Source organism: Candidatus Microthrix subdominans, from assembly GCA_016719385.1.
Classification (GTDB): Bacteria; Actinomycetota; Acidimicrobiia; order Acidimicrobiales; family Microtrichaceae; genus Microthrix; species Microthrix subdominans.
Genome location: JADJZA010000007.1, coordinates 409,062 through 427,024, shown reverse-complemented (window position 1 = coordinate 427,024; position 17,963 = coordinate 409,062). Strand labels below are relative to the sequence as shown.

Sequence of the window (17,963 nt, the reverse complement as noted above, 5' to 3'; positions counted from 1 at the left end):
CGGGCGCTGGCATGTTGAACACGTCACTCGTTGGCACATGTTCGTCAGCATACCCCCGGGGGTACCCGGGGGCAACCCCCTACGCTGTTGAGCCCGTCACAGTTTGGAGCGGCTGGAGCAACCGCACCGGCAGGTTGGGGTCGACAGCGGCGACCTCCTCGACGAACCCACCCAGGTTGACGTTGAAGGAATAGCCCATCTTGGAATCGACCGGACGGAAGAAGTCGTCGTGATGGTGGGCAACGATCAGGGACGGGTCGAATGCGGTGATCATCCGGCGGGTGAAGTTGGGCGACCACATGCGGCCGGCGATCCCGCACAGCAGCACGTCGACATCGCCGGTGGTCACCTCGTCGTCGGCCAGGTCGGCCGAACCCTGGTGGTACAGCGTGATGCCGGCGACCTCGATCGTGATCCCCCACACCTGGCCGCACCGGTACTGACGACCGCCCAGGTCGTCGAGCGAGTCACACGTCAGCTCGCCGTCGCTTGGCACCTTCAGGCCCGCCAGCAGCTTCGAGTGCAGGCTCGGGGTGAACGAGATGGTAAATGGACCGACCTCGTAGCGCCGGCGAGGCTCGACGACCACCGAGCGCTCAGCCAACCCGAACAAGCCGAGCAGGTGGTGCACCGACGCCGAGCCGTACACCGGGCAGCCGTGGACGGCGGCCAGGTGCGGCACATCGACCGCATGGTCGAAGTGGCTGTGGCCGACGAGCACCGCATCCGCATGCGGGATCAGCCGGTCGACCCTCGCCGCATCGCTGCGCAGCACGCTGTTGAGCGCCAGATCCCCGAGGGGCGCCCGGGACAGGTACGGGTCGATCACGATGGTCGTCCCCCCGTAGGCCAAGCGAAACCCGGCCGTGCCCAGCCATTGAAGCTCCAGGCCTGCGGGCAGGTCGACGCCGTGGCGTTCCCAGTTGAGGTCGGCCTGAACGCTCGGATCGTTGCGATGACGGACCGAGTCGATCATCGCCGAGATGCCGGACGGGGTCATGCGCCGTAGGTCCATATGTGAAGGCATCCTCCGTCATCGTTCAGGTCCAGAAGCTATCCCGGACGGCCCGTCGACGAAGCGTCGGCCCAAGGTTTGCGGCTTCGGCGCCGTCACCCAGTTCGGCGACAGACGTAGGCCACCGACGCGAAGGGCCCCAGCTCCACGTCGAGGCGATCCAATCGGCCGACGTCCTGCATCCGCCAAACGTCCCGGACCTGGGCGGTGCCGTGCCAGCCCACCTGGCTGAGCGGCACGCGCACCCGACGCGACCGACGTCCCATGTTGGTGATCGACACCGCCATCGATCCGTCGACCAGCGGCTTCGCCAACACCCACGGCCGGAAGCGTGGCGAGACCTTGCGCGCCTGGACGCCCAGCTCGTCCTGGTTGATCGCCAGGATCTCGGGATTGGTCAGCAACCGCCGATCGAATTCGCCGGTCGAGGCCAGGTCGTGGGAGGTGAGCAACGGCGCCGCCATCATCGACCACAGCGTCATGTGGCTGTGGGCCTGCACGTCGGTGATGCCGCGAAAGCTCCACACCTTGGGCCGGGGCCCCTTGGGAAGTCGCAGCTCGCCGGTGCTCTTGCCCCGACCACGGTTTCCGACGAGCAGCATGTCGGGATCGTTCCAGTGGCCCGGCCGGGCGAAGCGGTTGAGCTTCACGTTGCGGGCGGCGAGACCCCGCACGCCGAGGGGCAGCCAGGAGTACGAGTCGAAAATGTCGCGCGTGGTCCGCCAGTAGGAGCCGCCAAGATCGGCCGCCCAGCGCCACGGTTGGCGCAGGCCCCATTCGCACACGCTGAACACGATCGACCGGTCGGCCCCGGCGAGCGCCCGCCCCATCGCCCCGTAGCGTTGAATGGCAGCGTCCCGACCGACGGGGGCATGGCAGTAGTCGTACTTCAACAGATCGACACCCCACTCGGCGTAGGCCTCGGCGTCGACCTGTTCGTGGCCGAGGCTGCCGTAACACCCCCCGCAGGTGAGCTCGGCGGCGTCGGAGTAGATGCCCAACTTCAGGCCCAGCTCGTGCACCCGTTCGGCCACCGGGGCCATGCCCCCGGGGAACGTCTTGGGATTGGCCAACGGCCGACCGTCGGCGGCACGCCCGGCGGCGTGCCAGAAGTCGTCGATGTTGATGTAGGAGTAGCCAAGGTCGCGCATGCCGGTGTCGACCATCGCCTGGGCCACCGCCAACACCACCTCGGCGCTGACGGCCGAGCCGTAGACGTTCCAGCTGTTCCAGCCCATCGGCGGGGTGAGCGCCAGCGTGTCGCCCACGCAGAGGGTGACCGACTCGGCGATCGACCCCAACTCGTTGGACGCAGCCATCGTCAGCTCATGGTCGCCCGGCTGTGCCGGGGCCGTTCCCCTGACGATGCCGTCGCCGTCCACGGTAAGCCCGTCGGGCAGCCCAACGACCTCGAAGCGGAGCGGGCGCTCGCCGGTGACGGCGAGCGGATGGATCAGATGGGTTCCCGGCCGAACTCCCACCCGGCGGGCACCGTGCATCTGCGGAGGCCCGGTGAACGGGTCGAACGCTGCGAGGTGGGGGGTCGGCATTTCGCCGACCATACCGACCCGGCGCCTGAGCACCTCCGATGTGATGACGCCGCCCACCCTGTGACCGTGCGCAACCTGGCCGATGTGGTGGACACCGACGTGCCCGGCGGACGGCTGATCACGGCAACGGTGGCCTCCGCCGGTGACTACCGGCTGAGCGTCCGACGGGTCGACGTGGCTTCTCCCAAGGGCGTAGCGCCGCTTCGACCAAGCTTCACCGGCCGACCGCCGACGTCATCCCCTCCCCCGCCCTCCGCCGATCACCATTGGCTCAAGAGCCTTCCCGGAGATCACTAGGTTTCGAGGCGACGATTCGCCCCGCTGACGAGCTTCTTTGCCCACTTCACGCAACTCAGTGCAACCGAATTGCTGATGTCGTCGCTCTCATAGGCTGCCTGCGTTTTGCGGTCGAGTGAACGCTTGAGCGCTGCGGCAAGGCTTGCATCGACCTGACGAAGCAGATCGACCGCCGCTCCGTGGTCGCTATCGGCCGACCGCTCCCCCAGCGCCGAGCAGGTAATCGCGTCGGCCGCAGCGATCGACGCGTGGATGGCATTGGTCGCCACCACATCAGGGGCATCGAGCAGTTCGGCAGCTTCCAAGAACTGCCGGGCGTCGACCAGCCGCTGCCGTGCGCGCGTCTGATCGCAAGGCTTGCGTATCCCTTTGGCACGACTCACGATGCTCGCTCCATGCCGATGGGCGTTCGGCTGACAAGCACCACGCCATCGTCACGGATCTCGGCCACCAGCGGGTTCCTGGCTGTTACGAGTTCGGCCCACGACTCCTCGCTGTGTTCAACCACTTGGAGCTCGTTGCCGGTCCAACCCAAAACGTCGGCATGCAGCTGCGCCAACTGGTCGTGGAGACCGGCCGCTCTCACGTCATCGACCACGATCAAGACATCAATATCCGATCCGGCGTGCGCGTCGCCCCGCGCGACCGAACCAAAAAGCCATGCGCCGCGAAGGTTCTCCCAGGTCAACATCCGGTCCCGGAGGCGCCGAATGAGTTCACCGCGAAGCCCGGCAAGAGCGAGGACGTGGGGGACGGCGAGGTGTTGTGGATTCAGTTCCACCAATGAAGCCCGGCCCGCTCGACTCTCAGAGACGATGCCGGCGACGATGAGCTCGCCGAGCACCTCGGTGGCATTCGATGGCGCTACTTCTGCAATCGATGCCAGCTTGCGGCGGCTGATCGGCTGCTCAAGCCGAGCGAGGTGCTGGAGCAAACGACCGCGCACACCCGCAGCAACATCCGAAAGCGGTGCGCTGAGGTCCATGCACACAACTTAGCAAGATATGCCCGGAAATACGATCATATGATCGGAATATCGATCATTCGGGGTCGATGGGGCCCGGCGATCCGCGCAAGCCGGTCGAGAACGTCACCGTCTCCCGATCCGCCTCTTCCTCGGCTGAGGGCCGGTAAAACTCGACGACGAAGGTCGCCGGCTCTCCCAAAACAACGTGGTGGAGCCGCTGCGGCGGGATGACCACGTTGCCGCCATCGGCAACCGTGATCAGCTCGTCGGGCGTGTCCTCGAAGACAAACCCGGCCGAACCGGAATGCATGACGAGCCGTGCCCAGACGCCCTCGGCCACTTGGTGCGCCTTGAGCAGCCCGGCGGGGGCAGTGTCGTTATCGAACACCTTGGTGGTGCGGGTGAGCTCGAGACCGTCGGGAAGCGTGGGAAGGCTGGACATGGCGTTGGCTCCTTCGATGGGGGCTGCCCATCCTGGCAGGTGGCATCCGCACGCTCGTGATGCACCCGTCACCCCAGGCGTAGGCCTCTCAGGCGGGAGGGTGCGCCTCGGCCACCGCCCGCATCGCCGTGCAGATCGCAGCGATCTCGTCGTCGCTGCAGATGTAGGGCGGCATGGCGTAGACCAGGTTGCGGAACGGCCGCAGCCACACGCCGGCATCGATGGCAGCTGCCGTGGCGCGTCCCATGTCGACCGGGCGGTCCAGCTCGATCACGCCGATGGCGCCCAGCACCCGCACATCGCTCACCTGCGGCAGGTCGGCGGCCGCCGCCAAACCGTTCGACAGCGATCCCTCGATGCGCTTCACCGAGGTGCGATAGTCCGAGGACACCAACAGATCGAGGGAGGCCACGGCCGTGGCGCAAGCCAGCGGGTTGGCCATGAACGTCGGCCCGTGGGCCAGCACCGGCACCTCGCCGGACGAGATCGCCGTCCCCACCCGATCGGTGCACAGGGTGGCGGCCAGGGTCATCATGCCGCCGGTGAGCGCCTTGCCGACGCACATGATGTCCGGGGTGACCCTGGCCCACTCGGCGGCGAACATCGGCCCAGTGCGCCCAAATCCGGTGGCGATCTCATCAAAGATCAACAGCACGCCGTGGTGGTCGCAGCGGTCGCGCAACACCTGCAGGTAGCCCGGGTTGTGGAAGCGCATGCCACCGGCGCCCTGAACGACCGGCTCGACGATCATCGCTGCGAGCTCGTCGCGATGGGTCTCAAGGGCACGATCGATCTCGACAACAAAGGCCTCGTCGATCGGAGCGTCGAAGCCGGCCGGCGGCTCGGAGACAAACCGCTGGGCGGGCACCACCCCGGACCACATCGAGTGCATACCGCCATCGGGATCGCAGGCGGACATCGCCATGAACGTGTCGCCGTGGTAACCGCTGCGCCACGTGAGCAGTCGGTTCTTGTCGGGCTGCCCTTTGGAGCGCCAGTGCTGCAGCGCCATCTTGACCGCCACTTCGACCGCCACCGAGCCCGAGTCGGAGAAGAACACCCGCTCCAGCCCCGGGGGCGTGAGCGCGACCAGCCGACGTCCCAGCTCGACCGCCGGCCCGTGAGTGAGCCCGCCGAACATCACGTGGCTCATCGACTCCAACTGGTTGCGCGCCGCTTCGACCAGGGCGGGGTGGGAGTATCCGTGAACCGCCGCCCACCAAGATGACATGCCGTCGACGAGCGAGCGTTTCTCCCCGTCCGGGGTGCGCACGTTGAGCCGGCACCCCGATGCCGAGGTCGCCAGCAGCGGCGCCGGGGTGGCGGGGATCGACGTGTAGGGGTGCCACAGGTGCGCCTGGTCGAACGCCACAGCTTCAGCCGGCCCAAGGCGCCCCAACCGTTCGAACGAGCGGTGATCGGTACCTGCAGGGCCATCGATGGTCATGGTCACCAGTATGGGTGGAGCGCTCCCACCGGGCGGCGGGCAAGACTGGGCACTATCGCACTTCTCGTCGTCATCACCGGCCCGATCGCTTCGGGCAAGTCGACCGTCGCCCGACTCCTCGCAGCAGAGTTTCGACGCGCAGGACGCTGCGTGGCGACCGTCGACATCGACGACACCGTCGAGATGATCGGCGGCTTTGGCACCATCACCGACGAGCGCTTCCGACAGGTTCAACGGGTGCACGGCAAACTCGTCGCTTCCTGGCTGTGCCAGGGCATCGACGTGATCGCTCATGGGCCCTTTTACGAACCTCGCGAAATCGATGCGTTGCTCGAGGCACTCCCTCACGGGACGAATCCGAACTGGCTCGTCCTGGACACCACCTACGAGCTCGCTCTCGACCGGGTTCAGGCCGATCCGAACAGAGACCTGTCCAAGGACCCAGCGATCCTGCGGCTCGCCTACGACCGGGCGGAAGCGCTCCGGCCAGGTCTGCCCCCGAACCGCTGGACCTACGACACGTCGGAGGTCACGGGCGAGCAGATCGCCGCTGACGTCGCCGGCAGCTTGATGGAGTAACGACACCCATGCCTGGTCTGGGTGTCTTTACTTCACCCTGTACGAACTAAACGCACCCAGTTGCACCGTGGGTGTCGTTACTGTCGCGCTGAGGCCGGGTCCGGACGGCCGAGCCGGGCTTCGAGATCCGCCACGCCGATGGCGGCGACGGCGTCGATCAACGCATCGACTGCGACGGCCGACGCGGCGGTATCCCCTGCCGGCGTCAGCAACTGCAGCACCGTGACATCCAGCTCGGCGTCGTGGCGCATGATGACGTCGGCGCAGGAGTCGAGCGAATCGAGTGCATGGACCGCCATGGCCTCGCCCACTGGCGCCGCCACCACGTGACGCCAGAAGTCCTCGCACTCCACCCGGAGGATCCCGCCCGGCATCACGGAGCCGGCAACGCTCGACCCAATGTCGATCCTGGGCTGTTCGGAGCCTCCGAAACCCAACATGGCGATCACCTTGCCCTCCCGTCGAAGCTGGGTCGCCTTGGCCACCGCCCGGCGAAACGTGCAGACGGCCATGGCGGAATGCCCGAGCTCCGGGAACGGTGGCCAACGGACCTCGACCACGACCCCCCTGGTGGTGCGCACCCGGGCGGACACGTGAGGGACCGAGGCGAGAATCGCAGCGGTCGTTCTCAGGGCATCCAAGGTCCGGTCCGAGATCGGGGCTCCGTCGTGGTCGCATGAACTCATCGGTTGTTCCTCCTAGGACGAGGCGCCGGTGACCCCCCGAGATCGTCGATGCAACAATGTTAGGCACACCTAACCTTTAGGACAAGTTCATGCCGAGCCCACCGCTGACGCAGGAGCAGTCGGTGGCCGACACCACGCGCCGGGACCGGCTCAGACCTCGGCTTCCATCTCGGCTACCCAATCCTTCTTCACCTGACGCCAGTCCTCATCGCTGAAGCGACAGCGCCAATAGGGCGAGGCCGACAGGTGCTCCCTGGCCACGTTGCGGTCGGCGAGCAGGTGTCGGCGCACCGCCCGGGTTTCGCTGGCCTCGCCGTGAACGAAGCCGTCCACGCGACCCTCCGGGAACGACAGGTCCTCCAGCACCCGCAGCTGACGATCGTGATCGTGGCCGGACCGGTCGCGGTGCAGCCACATCATCGTCAGGTCCGCCTCGCAGTCGAGACCCAGCTCGCACTCGGGCCCGTCGACCAGCACGACCGCCACCACCGGACGCCCCGCCGGAATGTGCGGAAGGGATGCGGCGATCGCCGGCAGCACGGTCTCGTCGCCGACGAACAGGTGCCAGTCGGCCTCCGCGTCCGGCAAGTACGAGCCGGAGGGGCCCAGGAACTGCAACAGGTCGCCCACCTGGGCGGATCGCACCCACGACCCGGCGTACCCAACGTCGCCGTGGGTGACGAAGTCCAGCGTCAGCAGGCGCTCTGCCGGGTCCCACGCCCGGACGGTGATTCGCCGACCTCGCGGACGTTGCTCCGCCGGCAGCGCCCGAGCCTCGTCGACGTCGAAGGGCGTCGAGTAGGGCGCTCCGTCAGGCACGAACTGGGCGTTGATGTACTGGTCGCTGAACGGAGTCGGCTCGAAGCCTGCCAGGCCGTCGCCTCCCAGGGTCACCCTGATCATGTTGGGCGTCAGCTCTTCCAGCCGCTCGACCCGTCCGTACTGCATGGGGATACTCAATGGTCTCGCCTCCGAGAAACGCTCCACCAAACTGTCTATTAGGTCAGCCTAACGCACGATGGTTTCGCGCTACCCCGGGTCAATCGGCCCGGTTGGGCTCTCCACCGACCGACCGCTTCCAGGCCCGGACAAACCGTCTCGCTGCCAGCGGGGAGATCATCCCAGCCATCAGGCGGACGGCCGACCCGTCCCGAAACCGCAGTTCAATGCGGCCGAATTGAAGAAGCCGAGGCGACCAGGAAATTCCCGCGACCGAGTCGAGCGGCCGCTCCCAGCCAACCGTCGGCGCTTTGCTCGGCTTGTGGTTGACGACGAGCATCCGTGCGTTGGTGAGCACCAGGGTCGTCATCGCGACACCGCGCCCGTCGGAGCCGACGAGAAATGAAGCGTCGGTGCCCTGCCGGGCGTCGAGGCTGACCCCGCCGATGAGGCGTTCGGTGGCCCGGTTCCATGTAGGCACGTCGAGGCCGTCGAACGGGTCGAAGCTCACCCGGTCGTCGGTCGGCTGGGCCGTCAGTTCCTGGCCGGAGCTGTAGATAAACGAGAGGGCGGCCTTGACGTCCTCACCCGGTACACACAGCGCAGCGAGTTCGGTGTCATACACACGGGCCGGATCGAGCATGAGGCGAGTCTGTCACCCGGGACGAGGTGCCTTTGACCGTGACCCAACAAGGGTCGACGGCCGGTCGCAGCCTTGCTCTCGACCGTTGACCGGCCGAGCGTCGGTCGAGGGAGAACCCGACTTGCGCGGGTCAGACGGCGACGCCGTCGACGAGGATCTCGGCCCGGTCGGCGAAGAACGCCACGCGGCCCTCGATGTCCTCGGCGCCCTCGTTGGGCTCTTCGTAGCTCCAGGCGATCGCGTCGTGGGTGCGGTCGCCCACCTCGATCGTCCAGTACGACGCATCGCCCTTAAACGGGCAGTGGGTGCTGAGCTCGATCGGCCGGGCGTCCGCGCAAAGGTCGTCCTTGGGCAGGTAGTAGGCCGTCGCCAGCCCGGTCTCCTCGAGCAGCACCGGCTTCCGGGAATCGGCGACGAGCTCACCTCCGAGGCGAACCTCGACGTGGACGTCTTCGGCGTGCGTGCTGATCGTGTGTCCCTGGGTCATGGCTGGTGCAACGCGGACACCGTCCGAGCTATTCCGCAAGCAACCGACCAGCCGATACACAAACGGATGCTCAGGCGTTCTCTGCGCTCACCACGACGGTGCCGGGCATGTCGCCCGCGTCGCGCCATTCCTCCAGGTACGCCACGTAATTCATCAGGTTGCCGGGGTGGACGATGTTGCGGGCGGCCTCCATGCTGCGGGCGCCCTCGGAGTTGCCGTAGCTGGGCGTGCACTTGGCCGCGTAGCGACCAAAGCCCTTGCCGGCCTCCCAGAGCGTTGCCAGCCAGGCTTCCTCGGCCTCCTCGGTGGCCTCGATCGAAGTGATGTTCTGATCCTTGGCAGCCGCGATGATCGAGGCGATGTGGTTGGTGGACTGCGACAGGTAGTGGGTGAAGTTGAGGCCGAACCCGGCCTGAACGAAGTGGCAGATCAACAGGTTGGGAAACCCGTGGGTGAGCACGCCGTGCAGCGTGTGCGCCCCGTCGGCCCAGCGCTCGCTGAGCTTCACGCCGTCCTTGCCCACCGGGTCGAAGCCCAGCCGGCTGACCAGCCCGGTGGTCACCTCGAAGCCCGAGGCGTAGATCAGCAGGTCGAGTTCGTACTGGGTGCCGTCGACCACGGGCCCTTTGGCGTTGACCTCCTGCACACCGCGTCCGTCGGTGTCCACGAGGTGCACGTTGGGCTCGTTGAACGCTTCGAGATATTCGTCGTGGAAGGTGACTCGCTTGCAGTGCTTGCCATACCAGGGCTTGAGCTTCTCGGCGGTCTCCGGATCGTCGATCACGTCGTCGATGCGGGCTCGCAGCGTCTCCATGACCTCGAAGTCGTGCTGTTCGAGAGCGGCGGCCTGCTCCGCCGTTGCCGGCTCGCTCTGGGTGTCGGTACCCCAGATTTTCGACCATTCGTCGCCGACCAGATCCTTCTCGGGATGCTCGCCGCTGACGACCGAGGTGAAGCTGGCCTGGCGCTCGGCCTGCCAGCCGGGCTCGAGGGTCTTCCACCACTCGGGGTCGGTGAAGCTGTTGTTCCGCACGCCCACCGAGGACGGGGTCCGCTGGAAGACGTAGACCTCCTTGGCGGCGCGGGCGAGCTGGGGCACCACCTGCACCGACGTGGCGCCGGTGCCGATGATGCCCACCCGCTTGTCGGCCAAGGCGTCCATCGGCTCGGTGGGGCTGCCGCCGGTGAAGTCGTAGTCCCAACGGGCGGTGTGAAAGGCCCGGCCCTCGAAGTCCTTGATGCCCTCGATGGCGGGCAGCTTGGCCTTGTGCAGGATGCCGCCGGCTGTGACCAGAAACTTGGCGGTGAGTTGGTCGCCACGGGTGGTGGTGACGTGCCAGCGCGACACATCCTCGTCCCACACCGCTGTCTCAATTTCGGTCTGGAACAGCGCGTGGGGGTAGAGGTCGAAGTGGCGACCGATGCGCTGGGAGTGCTCGAAGATCTCGGTGGCCGGGGCGTAGCGCTTGCTGGGCATGTAGCCGGTCTCTTCGAGGAACGGCATGTAGATGTACGACTCGACGTCGCACTGGCAGCCCGGGTACCGGTTCCAATACCAGGTGCCGCCGAAGTCGCCCGCCTTCTCGACGATGCGAAAGTCGGTAACGCCGCGGTTGATCAGGTTGACCCCCAGCATCATGCCGCCGAAGCCACCCCCGACGATGACCGCTTCGGTCTCCTCGACCACCGGGTCGCGGGTGAAGCCCGGCTCGACCCAGGGATCGTGGTCGTACTCCTCGTAGTCGTCGGTCAGCTGTGCGTACTGCGCCAGACCGTCGGCGCGCAGACGCTTCTCGCGCTCGCGCTTGTAGCGTTCGCGGGCGGCTGCGAGGGCGTCATCGTTGGGCTGCGACATGACCTGGGAATCGTTCAAGGGGACCTCCGGGCCAAAGTCTGCCCGCTGACGCCAACGCGGGCACGTTAGGAACCGGTCAGCTCACTGGTTATGTGGCACCCGGCTCAACCTCGACACGGCTGTGCCGGGTCGCTAAGCGATGGGCGACGTCCCGCCCCTCGGCCGACCGCACCGCAGGACGCGTCCTTTAGACCGGGATCAGGACCCAGATATCGAGGTCCAACAGAACACCAGCGGCGTACTTGCCGTCCTCGCCGCGCAGGGTCATCGACTCGTCGCGACCCTTGGTGGCGACCAGCCGCAGGCGCAGCGCGCCCACGCCTGGCGCTTGGGTCTCGGCCTTGTCGAGCACCTCGGACCAGGCGTACACCGTGTCGCCCGCAAAGGCCGGCGCCGTGTGGGCCCCGGCGTTGACAGCGGCGATCAGCTGGGCATTCGCCAGGCCGTTGAAGGAGAGCGCACGGGCCATCGAGATGATGTGGCCGCCGTAGACGAGGCGTTTGCCGTCGGGACGGGCTTCGGTGTTGAAGTGCACTTTGGCCGTGTTCTGCCACAGACGGGTGGCCATCATGTGCTCGGCCTCGCTGAGCGTCACGCCGTCGACGTGATCGATCTTCTCCCCCACCTCGTAGTCGCCCCAGTGGTACGGCTCCCCGGCGGCGACGAAGTCGTAGCCGGTGAAGTCCAGGCCGTCGGGAACGATCAGGTCCTCGGCTGCGACCGCGTCGTCCAGCTTGGGCACGACCGGGTCGGGGGCCGGCGCGTCGGCGTCGCGCTTGTGCACCATCACCCAGCGGACCCAGTCGATCGCTACGTCACCGTGCTGGTTGGTGGCGGTTGAGCGCACATAGACCACGCCCGTCTTGCCGTTGGAGTTCTGCTTGAGGCCGATCACCTCGGAGCTGGTGCTCAGGGTGTCGCCGGTCAGCACAGGCCGGTGAAAGCGGCACTCGGCGTAGCCCAGGTTGGCGACCGCGTTGAGCGACACGTCGGGAACGGTCTTGCCGAACGCGATGTGGAAGCCGATCGGTTCCTCGACCGGAGGCTGTGGCAGCCCACACGCTTTAGCGAACTCAGCCGAGGACGGCAACGCGAACCTGGTGGGATAGATCGCCCCGTAGACGGCACGGTCGCCATCGGTGACCGTGCGGGGCGTGGCGTGCTCGATCACCTGGCCCAGCGTGAAGTCCTCGAAGAAGTTGCCCGGGTTGGTCTTGGTCATCTCGTCCCTTGGTTGATCGTTGGGGCCAGCGCATTCGCAACCCATCAACCTACAAACTCCCACGAGCGGTGGGCTAGAGGCCCTGGCCAGGGACGCGCGTGCATCATGCTCACGCCGGGGCTTCGCGTCGCAGAGCAAACCACCTCCCCAGGGAGGGTCTCCCACGTCTTCCGCAGCCTCAGCGGAGCGCCCCGACGACGGCGGAGACCAGTTCGAGGGCGTCGTGGGCGCCCCCGGCGTCACCCTTCTCAAAATCATCCCCGTCGGTCGCCATCGTGTTGGTGACGTGAGCAAAACACATCACGTCCCGCTGTTGGGCCGCCGCAAAGGCGTACAGGGCAGCCGCCTCCATCTCGACGGCGGCGATACCCCACGACCTTGCATCAGCGATGGCTTGTTCGGTCTCCCGGTAGGGGGCATCGGTCGTCCACGTCGAGCCGGTGACGACGCCCTGGTCAAGGCCGTCGATCCGCCCGTCCAGCCGATCGAGGAGGCGCTGCGGGGCGGCAGCCCAGTCGCCGGGCGGGAGGTAATGGTGGCTGGTGCCCTCGTCGCGCAGCGCCCGATCGATGATGATGAAGTAGGGCGCCTCGGCGAGTGGCGTGATCATTCCCGACGAGGTCACGCTGACCAGCAGCTCGCAGCCCGACACAAACAGCTGCTCGGCGATCAGCACAGCGAACGACGCCCCAACTGCGCACCCGATGACGCCCACCTCGGTGCCATCGAGGTCGAACGTCCACAGCTCCGTGTGGTAGCAGGCCCAGCCCGGATGCCGGACCGCCCGGCCGGTGTCGGTCAGGTGGCGGACGATGTCCCCGTCCGGGTCGAGCAGGCACACCGCCGGGACATCGACCTCAGCGCGGCCGAGTTGGCGGCGACCCTCTCGCAGCAGGTTGGCCGGCTGAAACACCGACGGCTGGTCGTAGCTCTTGACCCGCAGCAACGGGCTGGTGTCTGCACTCACGTGCTTGGGGGCTTTCAGGTCGATGGGCCGGCGGGCGACAGCCTGCCACCACGCCAGCCCCGCCCGGTACCGACCGCCTGATGGATGCCTCCCGATGGATACCTCTGTGCCGCAGCAGGAGGAAGGCCTTGACGTATCGACTATCGATATGCATACTTTACCTACCATATCGATAGTCGATACATCGGCGGCACCTTGAAGACCGAGCGGAGGCGCCGGTCTGGTGCATCCCTTGCGTCGAACCTCCGACATCCACGAAAGCAGGCATCACGATGACCACGAACGCAAAGTCGGACAACGATTCGTTTCTGGTGATCAAACTGTTTGAGAGCCTGTTGATCGTCGGAATGCTCTTCGGGGTGCTTTCCGTCGCCGGCGTGTTGATCGACAAGCCGGCACTCGGGCTTTACGGCGACAGCTCCCCGTTCGTCGATGCCGAACCCACCTTTCCCGTCGAATTTGGGGACAATCAGGCAACGATCGTTTCCGACAACGAACAAATCAACCCCGCATACAGCCAGGCACCCGTCGAGATCGGCAAACCGGTCACTGCACGGTTCACCTTCATTGAACCGAGGCCGGACCAGCGGGTGATCTGGGTGATCTGGCAGGTGTCCGGTCCGCTGCTGGTGCTCGCCGGACTCTGGCTGGTGTACTCGGTCGTCCGCTCAGCGCGCCTCGGCGATCCCTTCGTCGCCCGAAACGAGCGGCGACTGTGGACGTTGGCGGGGCTGATCGCCGTCGGCGGAACTGGCTATTCGATGCTCACCGGCGTGGCGGAGATGCTGATGCTGCGCCGTTCCGCTGCCGCCGGCCTCACCGAGATGGTATTCACCGTGTCGTTCCTGCCGCTCGTCGCCGGGCTGGGCGTCGCCGTGCTCGCCTGGGTGTGGCACGTCGGGATCAGCTTGCAGGACGAGGTAGCGGGGACGATCTGATGCCGCCGGAGGAACCACACCGGGTGCGCTGCCACCTCGATCGACTCCTCGACGAGCGGGGCATGACCCTGACCGTCCTGGCGGAAACGGTTGGCATTACGCCGGTCAACCTGTCGATCCTGAAGAACGACCGGGCCAAAGCGATCCGTTTTTCCACCCTCAGCGCCATCTGCGATGTGCTCGGCTGCCAGCCGGGCGACCTGTTCTCGGTCGAGCGCTCACCCGGCTTGACCGAGCAGCACCGACGACCGAGCAGCACCGACGAGAACATGCTGGGCCAGGCCAAGCTGGACCGTCCGCGGTAGTCCCCTCCCCGCACTGTTCCCCGGCCAGGCCCGTAGTGTGGACACGGCCAAGCGACCCGGAGGAGCAGCGAACCACCATGAGTTCTTTTGACGACAAAGCCGCCACGTGGGACGACGAAGCCAAGATCGAACGGGCTCGTGCGGTCGCCGATGCCATCGCGGGAGCGGTGCCCTTGGAGCCGTCCATGCGACTGTTCGAGTATGGCGCCGGCACCGGCCTGGTGGCCGAGCAACTGGCGTCGAGGGTTGGACCGATCACGCTGGCCGACCCATCGGCGGGCATGCGCGAGGTTGCGAGCGAAAAGGTGGCAGCCGGCTCATTGCCCCCCACCACCCGGGTGTGGGGCACCGACCTCGCCACCGACGGGGTGCCCGAGGACCGCTTCGAGCTGATCGTCACGGTGATGACCTTGCACCACATCGCCGATCTTCCGCCTGTGCTTGCCGCTTTCGCCGAGATGCTCACCGATGAGGGGCGTCTGTGCATCGTGGACCTCGAGGCCGAGGACGGATCGTTCCACGCCGGCTCCGGCCACGACGCCGGCGTCGGCCATGCCCACGACGGCTTCGAACCGGACCAGTTGGCCGCCAGGCTCGCCGACGCCGGCTTCACCACCAGCGTGGAGCGCTCGATCCATCAGGTGACCAAGGACGGGCGGGCGTACCCGTTGTTTCTGGCGGTATCGGTCAAGCAGCCTTAGCGAGGCCGCACCCCGTCGCCCGGCGCGCCTCAATCGACGGCCGCACTGCATGCTTCGATCGGTTACCGACGGGTGCACACCTCGATCTCGAGACGGTCGCCGTCCTCGATCTCGGCCTCGAACTCCACCTTGGTCCCGTCGTCGGAGCGCAGCTCCACCTCCACCTCCACCTCGTCGTCATCGTCGTCGTCCACGTCGACCGTCCAGCCATCGGCCTCGATGACCTCGACCAACTCCAGCGTGGAGCCATTGCGGGCCACAACCACCGTGCCGGCGTCGCCGAGGTCGTAGCGACCGTCGTCGCGCTCTTCGAGGTCCTGGCACTCCTTGGAGGGTTTCGACGACGTGCTCGCTCCGTCGGCGACCGTTGTCGAGGTCTCAGCGGCCGTGGTCGTCGCGGCATCCTGCGCAGTCGTCGTTTGAGCATCGCCCAGGGTCGTCGAGGTCTCGACGGTCGATGTGGCGACCTGTTCTGAGGTCGTCCCGGAGGACTCCTGGTCCGTGCCGTTGCTGCAGGACGCAGCGCCCAACATCACCAAGGCCAGAGCTGCCACCATGGCCCGGTTGGTGACAGCAGCAAGGCTGAACGCACGTTTAATTCGGTCCGCTGGGGAGCTGGGATGCGGGTTCATGTCGACCTCCTGAAATCTCGATTCGAGACTAACGACGGAAGCTCACACTGCCCACGGCCACGGTTCGAAGGTTGGGCTGTCTAGTCTGGACTGCGAACACACGCTGCGATCCCGCAGCGCTTAACGAAAGGACGTTTTCATGGGCCTTCGCCTCGGAGACACCGCTCCAGATTTCACCGCCATGACCACCGACGGAGAGCTCTCCTTCCACGACTGGAAGAAGGGTTCGTGGGCGGTCTTTTTCAGCCACCCGGCCGACTTCACCCCGGTGTGCACCACCGAGCTGGGCCGCACCGCCGCCCTCGGGGGCGAGTTCGAGAAGCGCAACACCAAGGCGATGGCCATCTCGATCGACCCGATCGAAGACCACCACGCCTGGGCACCGGACATTGGCGAGGTCACGGGTACCCCGCTCAACTTCCCGATCGTGGCCGACCCCGACCACAAGATCGCCGAGCTGTACGACATGATCCACCCCGGCGAGGGTGACACGTCCACCGTCCGCTCGGTGTTCATCGTCGACCCCGAGGACAAGCTGCGCCTCATCCTCACCTACCCCAAGTCGGTAGGCCGCAACTTCGACGAGATCGTCCGCGTGATCGACGCACTCCAGGCGACCGATGCCAACCCCATCGCCACCCCGGCCGACTGGAAGCCCGGCGACCGCGTGATCGTGGCCATGGGGATGTCCACCGAGGACGCCAAGGAAAAGTTCGAGAACGTCGAGGAGTTCAAGCCCTACCTCCGTTACGCAGACGCCCCGAAATAGTTATCCGAAGCCGGGAGCGTTCGGTTGGGTCGTGCCCAACCGAACGCTCACCGTGCTCGACCGATAATCCCACCGGGGCCCCCACGCACTCCGGTTAAAGGAACAGCCCCAGTGTCCGGGCATCGCGTGTGAGGTTGTCCCGCACGGACGGGTCGGCGACCGCGATCAGAGCTCGAGCTCGATCAGAGAGGGCCTTGCCCCGAAGCTCTGCGACGCCGTGCTCGGTGACAACGTGGTCCACCGTGTTCTTCAAGGTGGTCACCACCGATCCGCTGGCGAGCGACGGGACGATGCGGCTGCGTCCATCCCGCGTCAGCGATGGGGTGACGATGAACGCCTGGCCCTCATCCGCGTACATCGCGCCGCGAGCAAAGTCGGCCTGTCCACCCGACGATGACCAGTAGCGCCCGCCGATCGTCTCCGATGCGCACTGACCCATCAGGTCAACCTCGGTGGTGGCATTGACCGAATTGAACCGGCTCATCCGGGCGATGACGCGAGGATCGTTCACAAAGTCAACGCCAAGCACTTCGACAACCGCATTGTCCTCGAGCCAGTCGTAGAGGCGTCGGGTGCCTAGGCAGAAGGTGGTGACCACCCTGTTGCGTCGCACCTCCTTCTCCACTCCGGTGACCACACCCTCCTCGACCAGATCGACCATGCCATCGTGAAGCAATTCGGTATGGATGCCCAGGTCACGGTGACCGCGTAGACCATCGAGCACTGCGGAAGCGATCGACCCGATGCCAATCTGCACCGAGGCCCCATCGGGGATCCGTTCGGCGACCAGCGAGGCGATGGCACGGTCGATGTCGTTGGCCTCGGAGCGCGGCACCTCCACCAGGGGACGCTCGGATTCGCACCAGCCCGCCACCTGGGAATGGTGCACCACGTTGGCCCCCCGGGTTCGAGGCATGTACGGCGTGGCCTCCAGAAAAATCGGCACCCGGCCGATGAGGCCCGCTACATAGTCGGCGTTGGTACCCAGGCTGAAGTATCCGTGCTGGTCCGGCGGCGAGCAGGCGGCGACAACCACCGTGCACTTGGTACTTCGGCGCAGGATCATCGGCACCTCGGAGAAGTGGTTGGGCACGAGATCGATGGTGCCCTCCCAATAGGCGGGCCGGGTGATGTGGGACAGGAAGTAGGAGACGTGGCGCAGCCGGTCGCCGTAAGCGCCGTGCATGTAAGGCCGATCGTGGAGAGCGTGCATCTGATGGATGCGTACGCCCTCAAGTCGATCTGCGCCGGCCTCGATCGCATCGAGGACCGTCGTCGGCTCGCCGTTGGCGAGGGGCACGATCACGTCGGCGCCGGGCGTCAGCAGGTCGAGCACCGCATCGGCAGATACCGGGGGCGAGAGGGAGATCATCGGGTGAGGGACGCAGGTCGAAGCATGCTGGCCACCCTAGGACGCGCTCTCGGCGTGTCGAACCCGGCGATCCGTCGACGGCCCGTTTCCGCCCGCCGACGACCCACAGCTCGACAGTTCGGCACGTCCCACCAAGTCGGGAGCCCAAAC

21 protein-coding genes are annotated in these 17,963 nt (G+C 66.5%); 6 read left to right on the top strand and 15 right to left on the bottom strand.

The genetic code is table 11. The annotated features are described in order from the left end of the window. Positions 1–79: 79 nt before the first annotated feature. Together IPN02_12105 and IPN02_12100 are read right to left on the bottom strand one after the other, a co-directional pair. The gene (locus tag IPN02_12105) at positions 80–976 is read right to left on the bottom strand and encodes an MBL fold metallo-hydrolase (GenBank protein ID MBK9297551.1); all 897 of its coding nucleotides are present in this window, start codon (positions 974–976) and stop codon (positions 80–82) included. 134 nt (positions 977–1,110) lie between these two features. Beyond that, positions 1,111–2,565 (bottom strand): alpha-galactosidase, encoded by a 1,455-nt coding sequence (locus IPN02_12100; protein ID MBK9297550.1) that lies wholly within the window; start codon positions 2,563–2,565, stop codon positions 1,111–1,113. Positions 2,566–2,631: 66 nt separating this feature from the next. Between IPN02_12100 and IPN02_12095 the strand changes: the two genes are divergently transcribed. Beyond that, positions 2,632–2,862 (top strand): hypothetical protein, encoded by a 231-nt coding sequence (locus IPN02_12095; GenBank protein MBK9297549.1) that lies wholly within the window; start codon positions 2,632–2,634, stop codon positions 2,860–2,862. Here the strand turns inward: IPN02_12095 and IPN02_12090 are convergent. From IPN02_12090 to IPN02_12075, 4 genes are all read right to left on the bottom strand, one after another. Then, on the bottom strand, positions 2,859–3,245 hold the full coding sequence (locus tag IPN02_12090) for a hypothetical protein (GenBank protein MBK9297548.1): 387 nt from the start codon (positions 3,243–3,245) through the stop codon (positions 2,859–2,861). The genes IPN02_12095 and IPN02_12090 overlap by 4 nt on opposite strands. After that, positions 3,242–3,706, bottom strand: coding sequence for a nucleotidyltransferase domain-containing protein (locus IPN02_12085; protein MBK9297547.1), 465 nt, complete (start codon positions 3,704–3,706; stop codon positions 3,242–3,244). The genes IPN02_12090 and IPN02_12085 overlap by 4 nt, the downstream gene beginning before the upstream one ends. Positions 3,707–3,902: 196 nt before the next feature. Beyond that, positions 3,903–4,271, bottom strand: a complete 369-nt coding sequence (locus tag IPN02_12080; GenBank protein MBK9297546.1) for a DUF1971 domain-containing protein — start codon at positions 4,269–4,271, stop codon at positions 3,903–3,905. 88 nt (positions 4,272–4,359) lie between these two features. After that, positions 4,360–5,718, bottom strand: coding sequence for an adenosylmethionine--8-amino-7-oxononanoate transaminase (locus tag IPN02_12075; protein ID MBK9297545.1), 1,359 nt, complete (start codon positions 5,716–5,718; stop codon positions 4,360–4,362). On the opposite strand from IPN02_12075, the gene IPN02_12070 reads away from it, so the two are divergent. Then, positions 5,686–6,297 (top strand): AAA family ATPase, encoded by a 612-nt coding sequence (locus IPN02_12070; protein ID MBK9297544.1) that lies wholly within the window; start codon positions 5,686–5,688, stop codon positions 6,295–6,297. The two genes, IPN02_12075 and IPN02_12070, sit on opposite strands and share 33 nt — an antisense overlap. Before the next feature lie 77 nt (positions 6,298–6,374). Here the strand turns inward: IPN02_12070 and IPN02_12065 are convergent, their stop codons facing one another. The 7 genes from IPN02_12065 to IPN02_12035 form a co-directional block, all read right to left on the bottom strand. Further along, positions 6,375–6,983 (bottom strand): hypothetical protein, encoded by a 609-nt coding sequence (locus IPN02_12065; GenBank protein MBK9297543.1) that lies wholly within the window; start codon positions 6,981–6,983, stop codon positions 6,375–6,377. Positions 6,984–7,133: 150 nt separating this feature from the next. Then, positions 7,134–7,931, bottom strand: coding sequence for a siderophore-interacting protein (locus IPN02_12060; protein ID MBK9297542.1), 798 nt, complete (start codon positions 7,929–7,931; stop codon positions 7,134–7,136). A gap of 91 nt (positions 7,932–8,022) precedes the next feature. Beyond that, positions 8,023–8,565, bottom strand: coding sequence for a hypothetical protein (locus tag IPN02_12055; protein ID MBK9297541.1), 543 nt, complete (start codon positions 8,563–8,565; stop codon positions 8,023–8,025). A gap of 130 nt (positions 8,566–8,695) precedes the next feature. Further along, on the bottom strand, positions 8,696–9,052 hold the full coding sequence (locus tag IPN02_12050; protein ID MBK9297540.1) for a DUF427 domain-containing protein: 357 nt from the start codon (positions 9,050–9,052) through the stop codon (positions 8,696–8,698). A 70-nt stretch (positions 9,053–9,122) separates the two neighbouring features. Beyond that, positions 9,123–10,907, bottom strand: a complete 1,785-nt coding sequence (locus IPN02_12045; GenBank protein MBK9297539.1) for an NAD(P)/FAD-dependent oxidoreductase — start codon at positions 10,905–10,907, stop codon at positions 9,123–9,125. 187 nt (positions 10,908–11,094) lie between these two features. Then, a complete protein-coding gene (locus tag IPN02_12040; GenBank protein ID MBK9297538.1) occupies positions 11,095–12,129 on the bottom strand; it encodes a MaoC family dehydratase in 1,035 nt (344 codons plus the stop codon). 178 nt (positions 12,130–12,307) lie between these two features. Further along, positions 12,308–13,264: a nucleoside phosphorylase gene (locus IPN02_12035; GenBank protein ID MBK9297537.1), complete on the bottom strand. Its 957-nt coding sequence runs from the start codon at positions 13,262–13,264 to the stop codon at positions 12,308–12,310. Positions 13,265–13,368: 104 nt separating this feature from the next. On the opposite strand from IPN02_12035, the gene IPN02_12030 reads away from it, so the two are divergent. The 3 genes from IPN02_12030 (at position 13,369) to IPN02_12020 (ending at position 15,040) form a co-directional block, all read left to right on the top strand. Beyond that, the gene (locus IPN02_12030) at positions 13,369–14,034 is read left to right on the top strand and encodes a DUF2975 domain-containing protein (protein ID MBK9297536.1); all 666 of its coding nucleotides are present in this window, start codon (positions 13,369–13,371) and stop codon (positions 14,032–14,034) included. Beyond that, a complete protein-coding gene (locus IPN02_12025) occupies positions 14,034–14,339 on the top strand; it encodes a helix-turn-helix transcriptional regulator (protein ID MBK9297535.1) in 306 nt (101 codons plus the stop codon). The genes IPN02_12030 and IPN02_12025 overlap by 1 nt, the downstream gene beginning before the upstream one ends. 77 nt (positions 14,340–14,416) lie before the next feature. Beyond that, positions 14,417–15,040, top strand: a complete 624-nt coding sequence (locus tag IPN02_12020; GenBank protein ID MBK9297534.1) for a class I SAM-dependent methyltransferase — start codon at positions 14,417–14,419, stop codon at positions 15,038–15,040. Between the two features lie 62 nt (positions 15,041–15,102). On the opposite strand, the gene IPN02_12015 is transcribed toward IPN02_12020, so the two are convergent. Continuing rightward, complete coding sequence (locus tag IPN02_12015; GenBank protein ID MBK9297533.1) at positions 15,103–15,672, bottom strand: hypothetical protein; 570 nt, start codon at positions 15,670–15,672, stop codon at positions 15,103–15,105. A 139-nt stretch (positions 15,673–15,811) separates the two neighbouring features. On the opposite strand from IPN02_12015, the gene IPN02_12010 reads away from it, so the two are divergent. Beyond that, positions 15,812–16,441 carry a peroxiredoxin gene (locus IPN02_12010; protein ID MBK9297532.1) on the top strand — a complete coding sequence of 210 codons (630 nt, stop codon included), beginning with the start codon at positions 15,812–15,814 and terminating at the stop codon, positions 16,439–16,441. 94 nt (positions 16,442–16,535) lie between these two features. Here IPN02_12010 and IPN02_12005 read toward each other — a convergent pair whose 3' ends face one another. After that, positions 16,536–17,813, bottom strand: a complete 1,278-nt coding sequence (locus tag IPN02_12005; GenBank protein MBK9297531.1) for an acetyl-CoA hydrolase/transferase family protein — start codon at positions 17,811–17,813, stop codon at positions 16,536–16,538. Between the last annotated feature and the right edge of the window lie 150 nt (positions 17,814–17,963).

Coding starts and splice junctions, on each gene's coding strand:
- IPN02_12105 (MBK9297551.1), bottom strand. CDS start 976: ATGATCGACTCGGTCCGTCATCGCAACGATCCGAGCGTTCAGGCCGAC.
- IPN02_12100 (MBK9297550.1), bottom strand. CDS start 2,565: ATGCCGACCCCCCACCTCGCAGCGTTCGACCCGTTCACCGGGCCTCCG.
- IPN02_12080 (MBK9297546.1), bottom strand. CDS start 4,271: ATGTCCAGCCTTCCCACGCTTCCCGACGGTCTCGAGCTCACCCGCACC.
- IPN02_12075 (MBK9297545.1), bottom strand. CDS start 5,718: ATGACCATCGATGGCCCTGCAGGTACCGATCACCGCTCGTTCGAACGG.
- IPN02_12065 (MBK9297543.1), bottom strand. CDS start 6,983: ATGAGTTCATGCGACCACGACGGAGCCCCGATCTCGGACCGGACCTTG.
- IPN02_12060 (MBK9297542.1), bottom strand. CDS start 7,931: ATGCAGTACGGACGGGTCGAGCGGCTGGAAGAGCTGACGCCCAACATG.
- IPN02_12055 (MBK9297541.1), bottom strand. CDS start 8,565: ATGCTCGATCCGGCCCGTGTGTATGACACCGAACTCGCTGCGCTGTGT.
- IPN02_12050 (MBK9297540.1), bottom strand. CDS start 9,052: ATGACCCAGGGACACACGATCAGCACGCACGCCGAAGACGTCCACGTC.
- IPN02_12045 (MBK9297539.1), bottom strand. CDS start 10,907: ATGTCGCAGCCCAACGATGACGCCCTCGCAGCCGCCCGCGAACGCTAC.
- IPN02_12040 (MBK9297538.1), bottom strand. CDS start 12,129: ATGACCAAGACCAACCCGGGCAACTTCTTCGAGGACTTCACGCTGGGC.
- IPN02_12035 (MBK9297537.1), bottom strand. CDS start 13,264: ATGGTAGGTAAAGTATGCATATCGATAGTCGATACGTCAAGGCCTTCC.
- IPN02_12030 (MBK9297536.1), top strand. CDS start 13,369: ATGACCACGAACGCAAAGTCGGACAACGATTCGTTTCTGGTGATCAAA.
- IPN02_12025 (MBK9297535.1), top strand. CDS start 14,034: ATGCCGCCGGAGGAACCACACCGGGTGCGCTGCCACCTCGATCGACTC.
- IPN02_12020 (MBK9297534.1), top strand. CDS start 14,417: ATGAGTTCTTTTGACGACAAAGCCGCCACGTGGGACGACGAAGCCAAG.
- IPN02_12015 (MBK9297533.1), bottom strand. CDS start 15,672: ATGAACCCGCATCCCAGCTCCCCAGCGGACCGAATTAAACGTGCGTTC.
- IPN02_12010 (MBK9297532.1), top strand. CDS start 15,812: ATGGGCCTTCGCCTCGGAGACACCGCTCCAGATTTCACCGCCATGACC.
- IPN02_12005 (MBK9297531.1), bottom strand. CDS start 17,813: ATGATCTCCCTCTCGCCCCCGGTATCTGCCGATGCGGTGCTCGACCTG.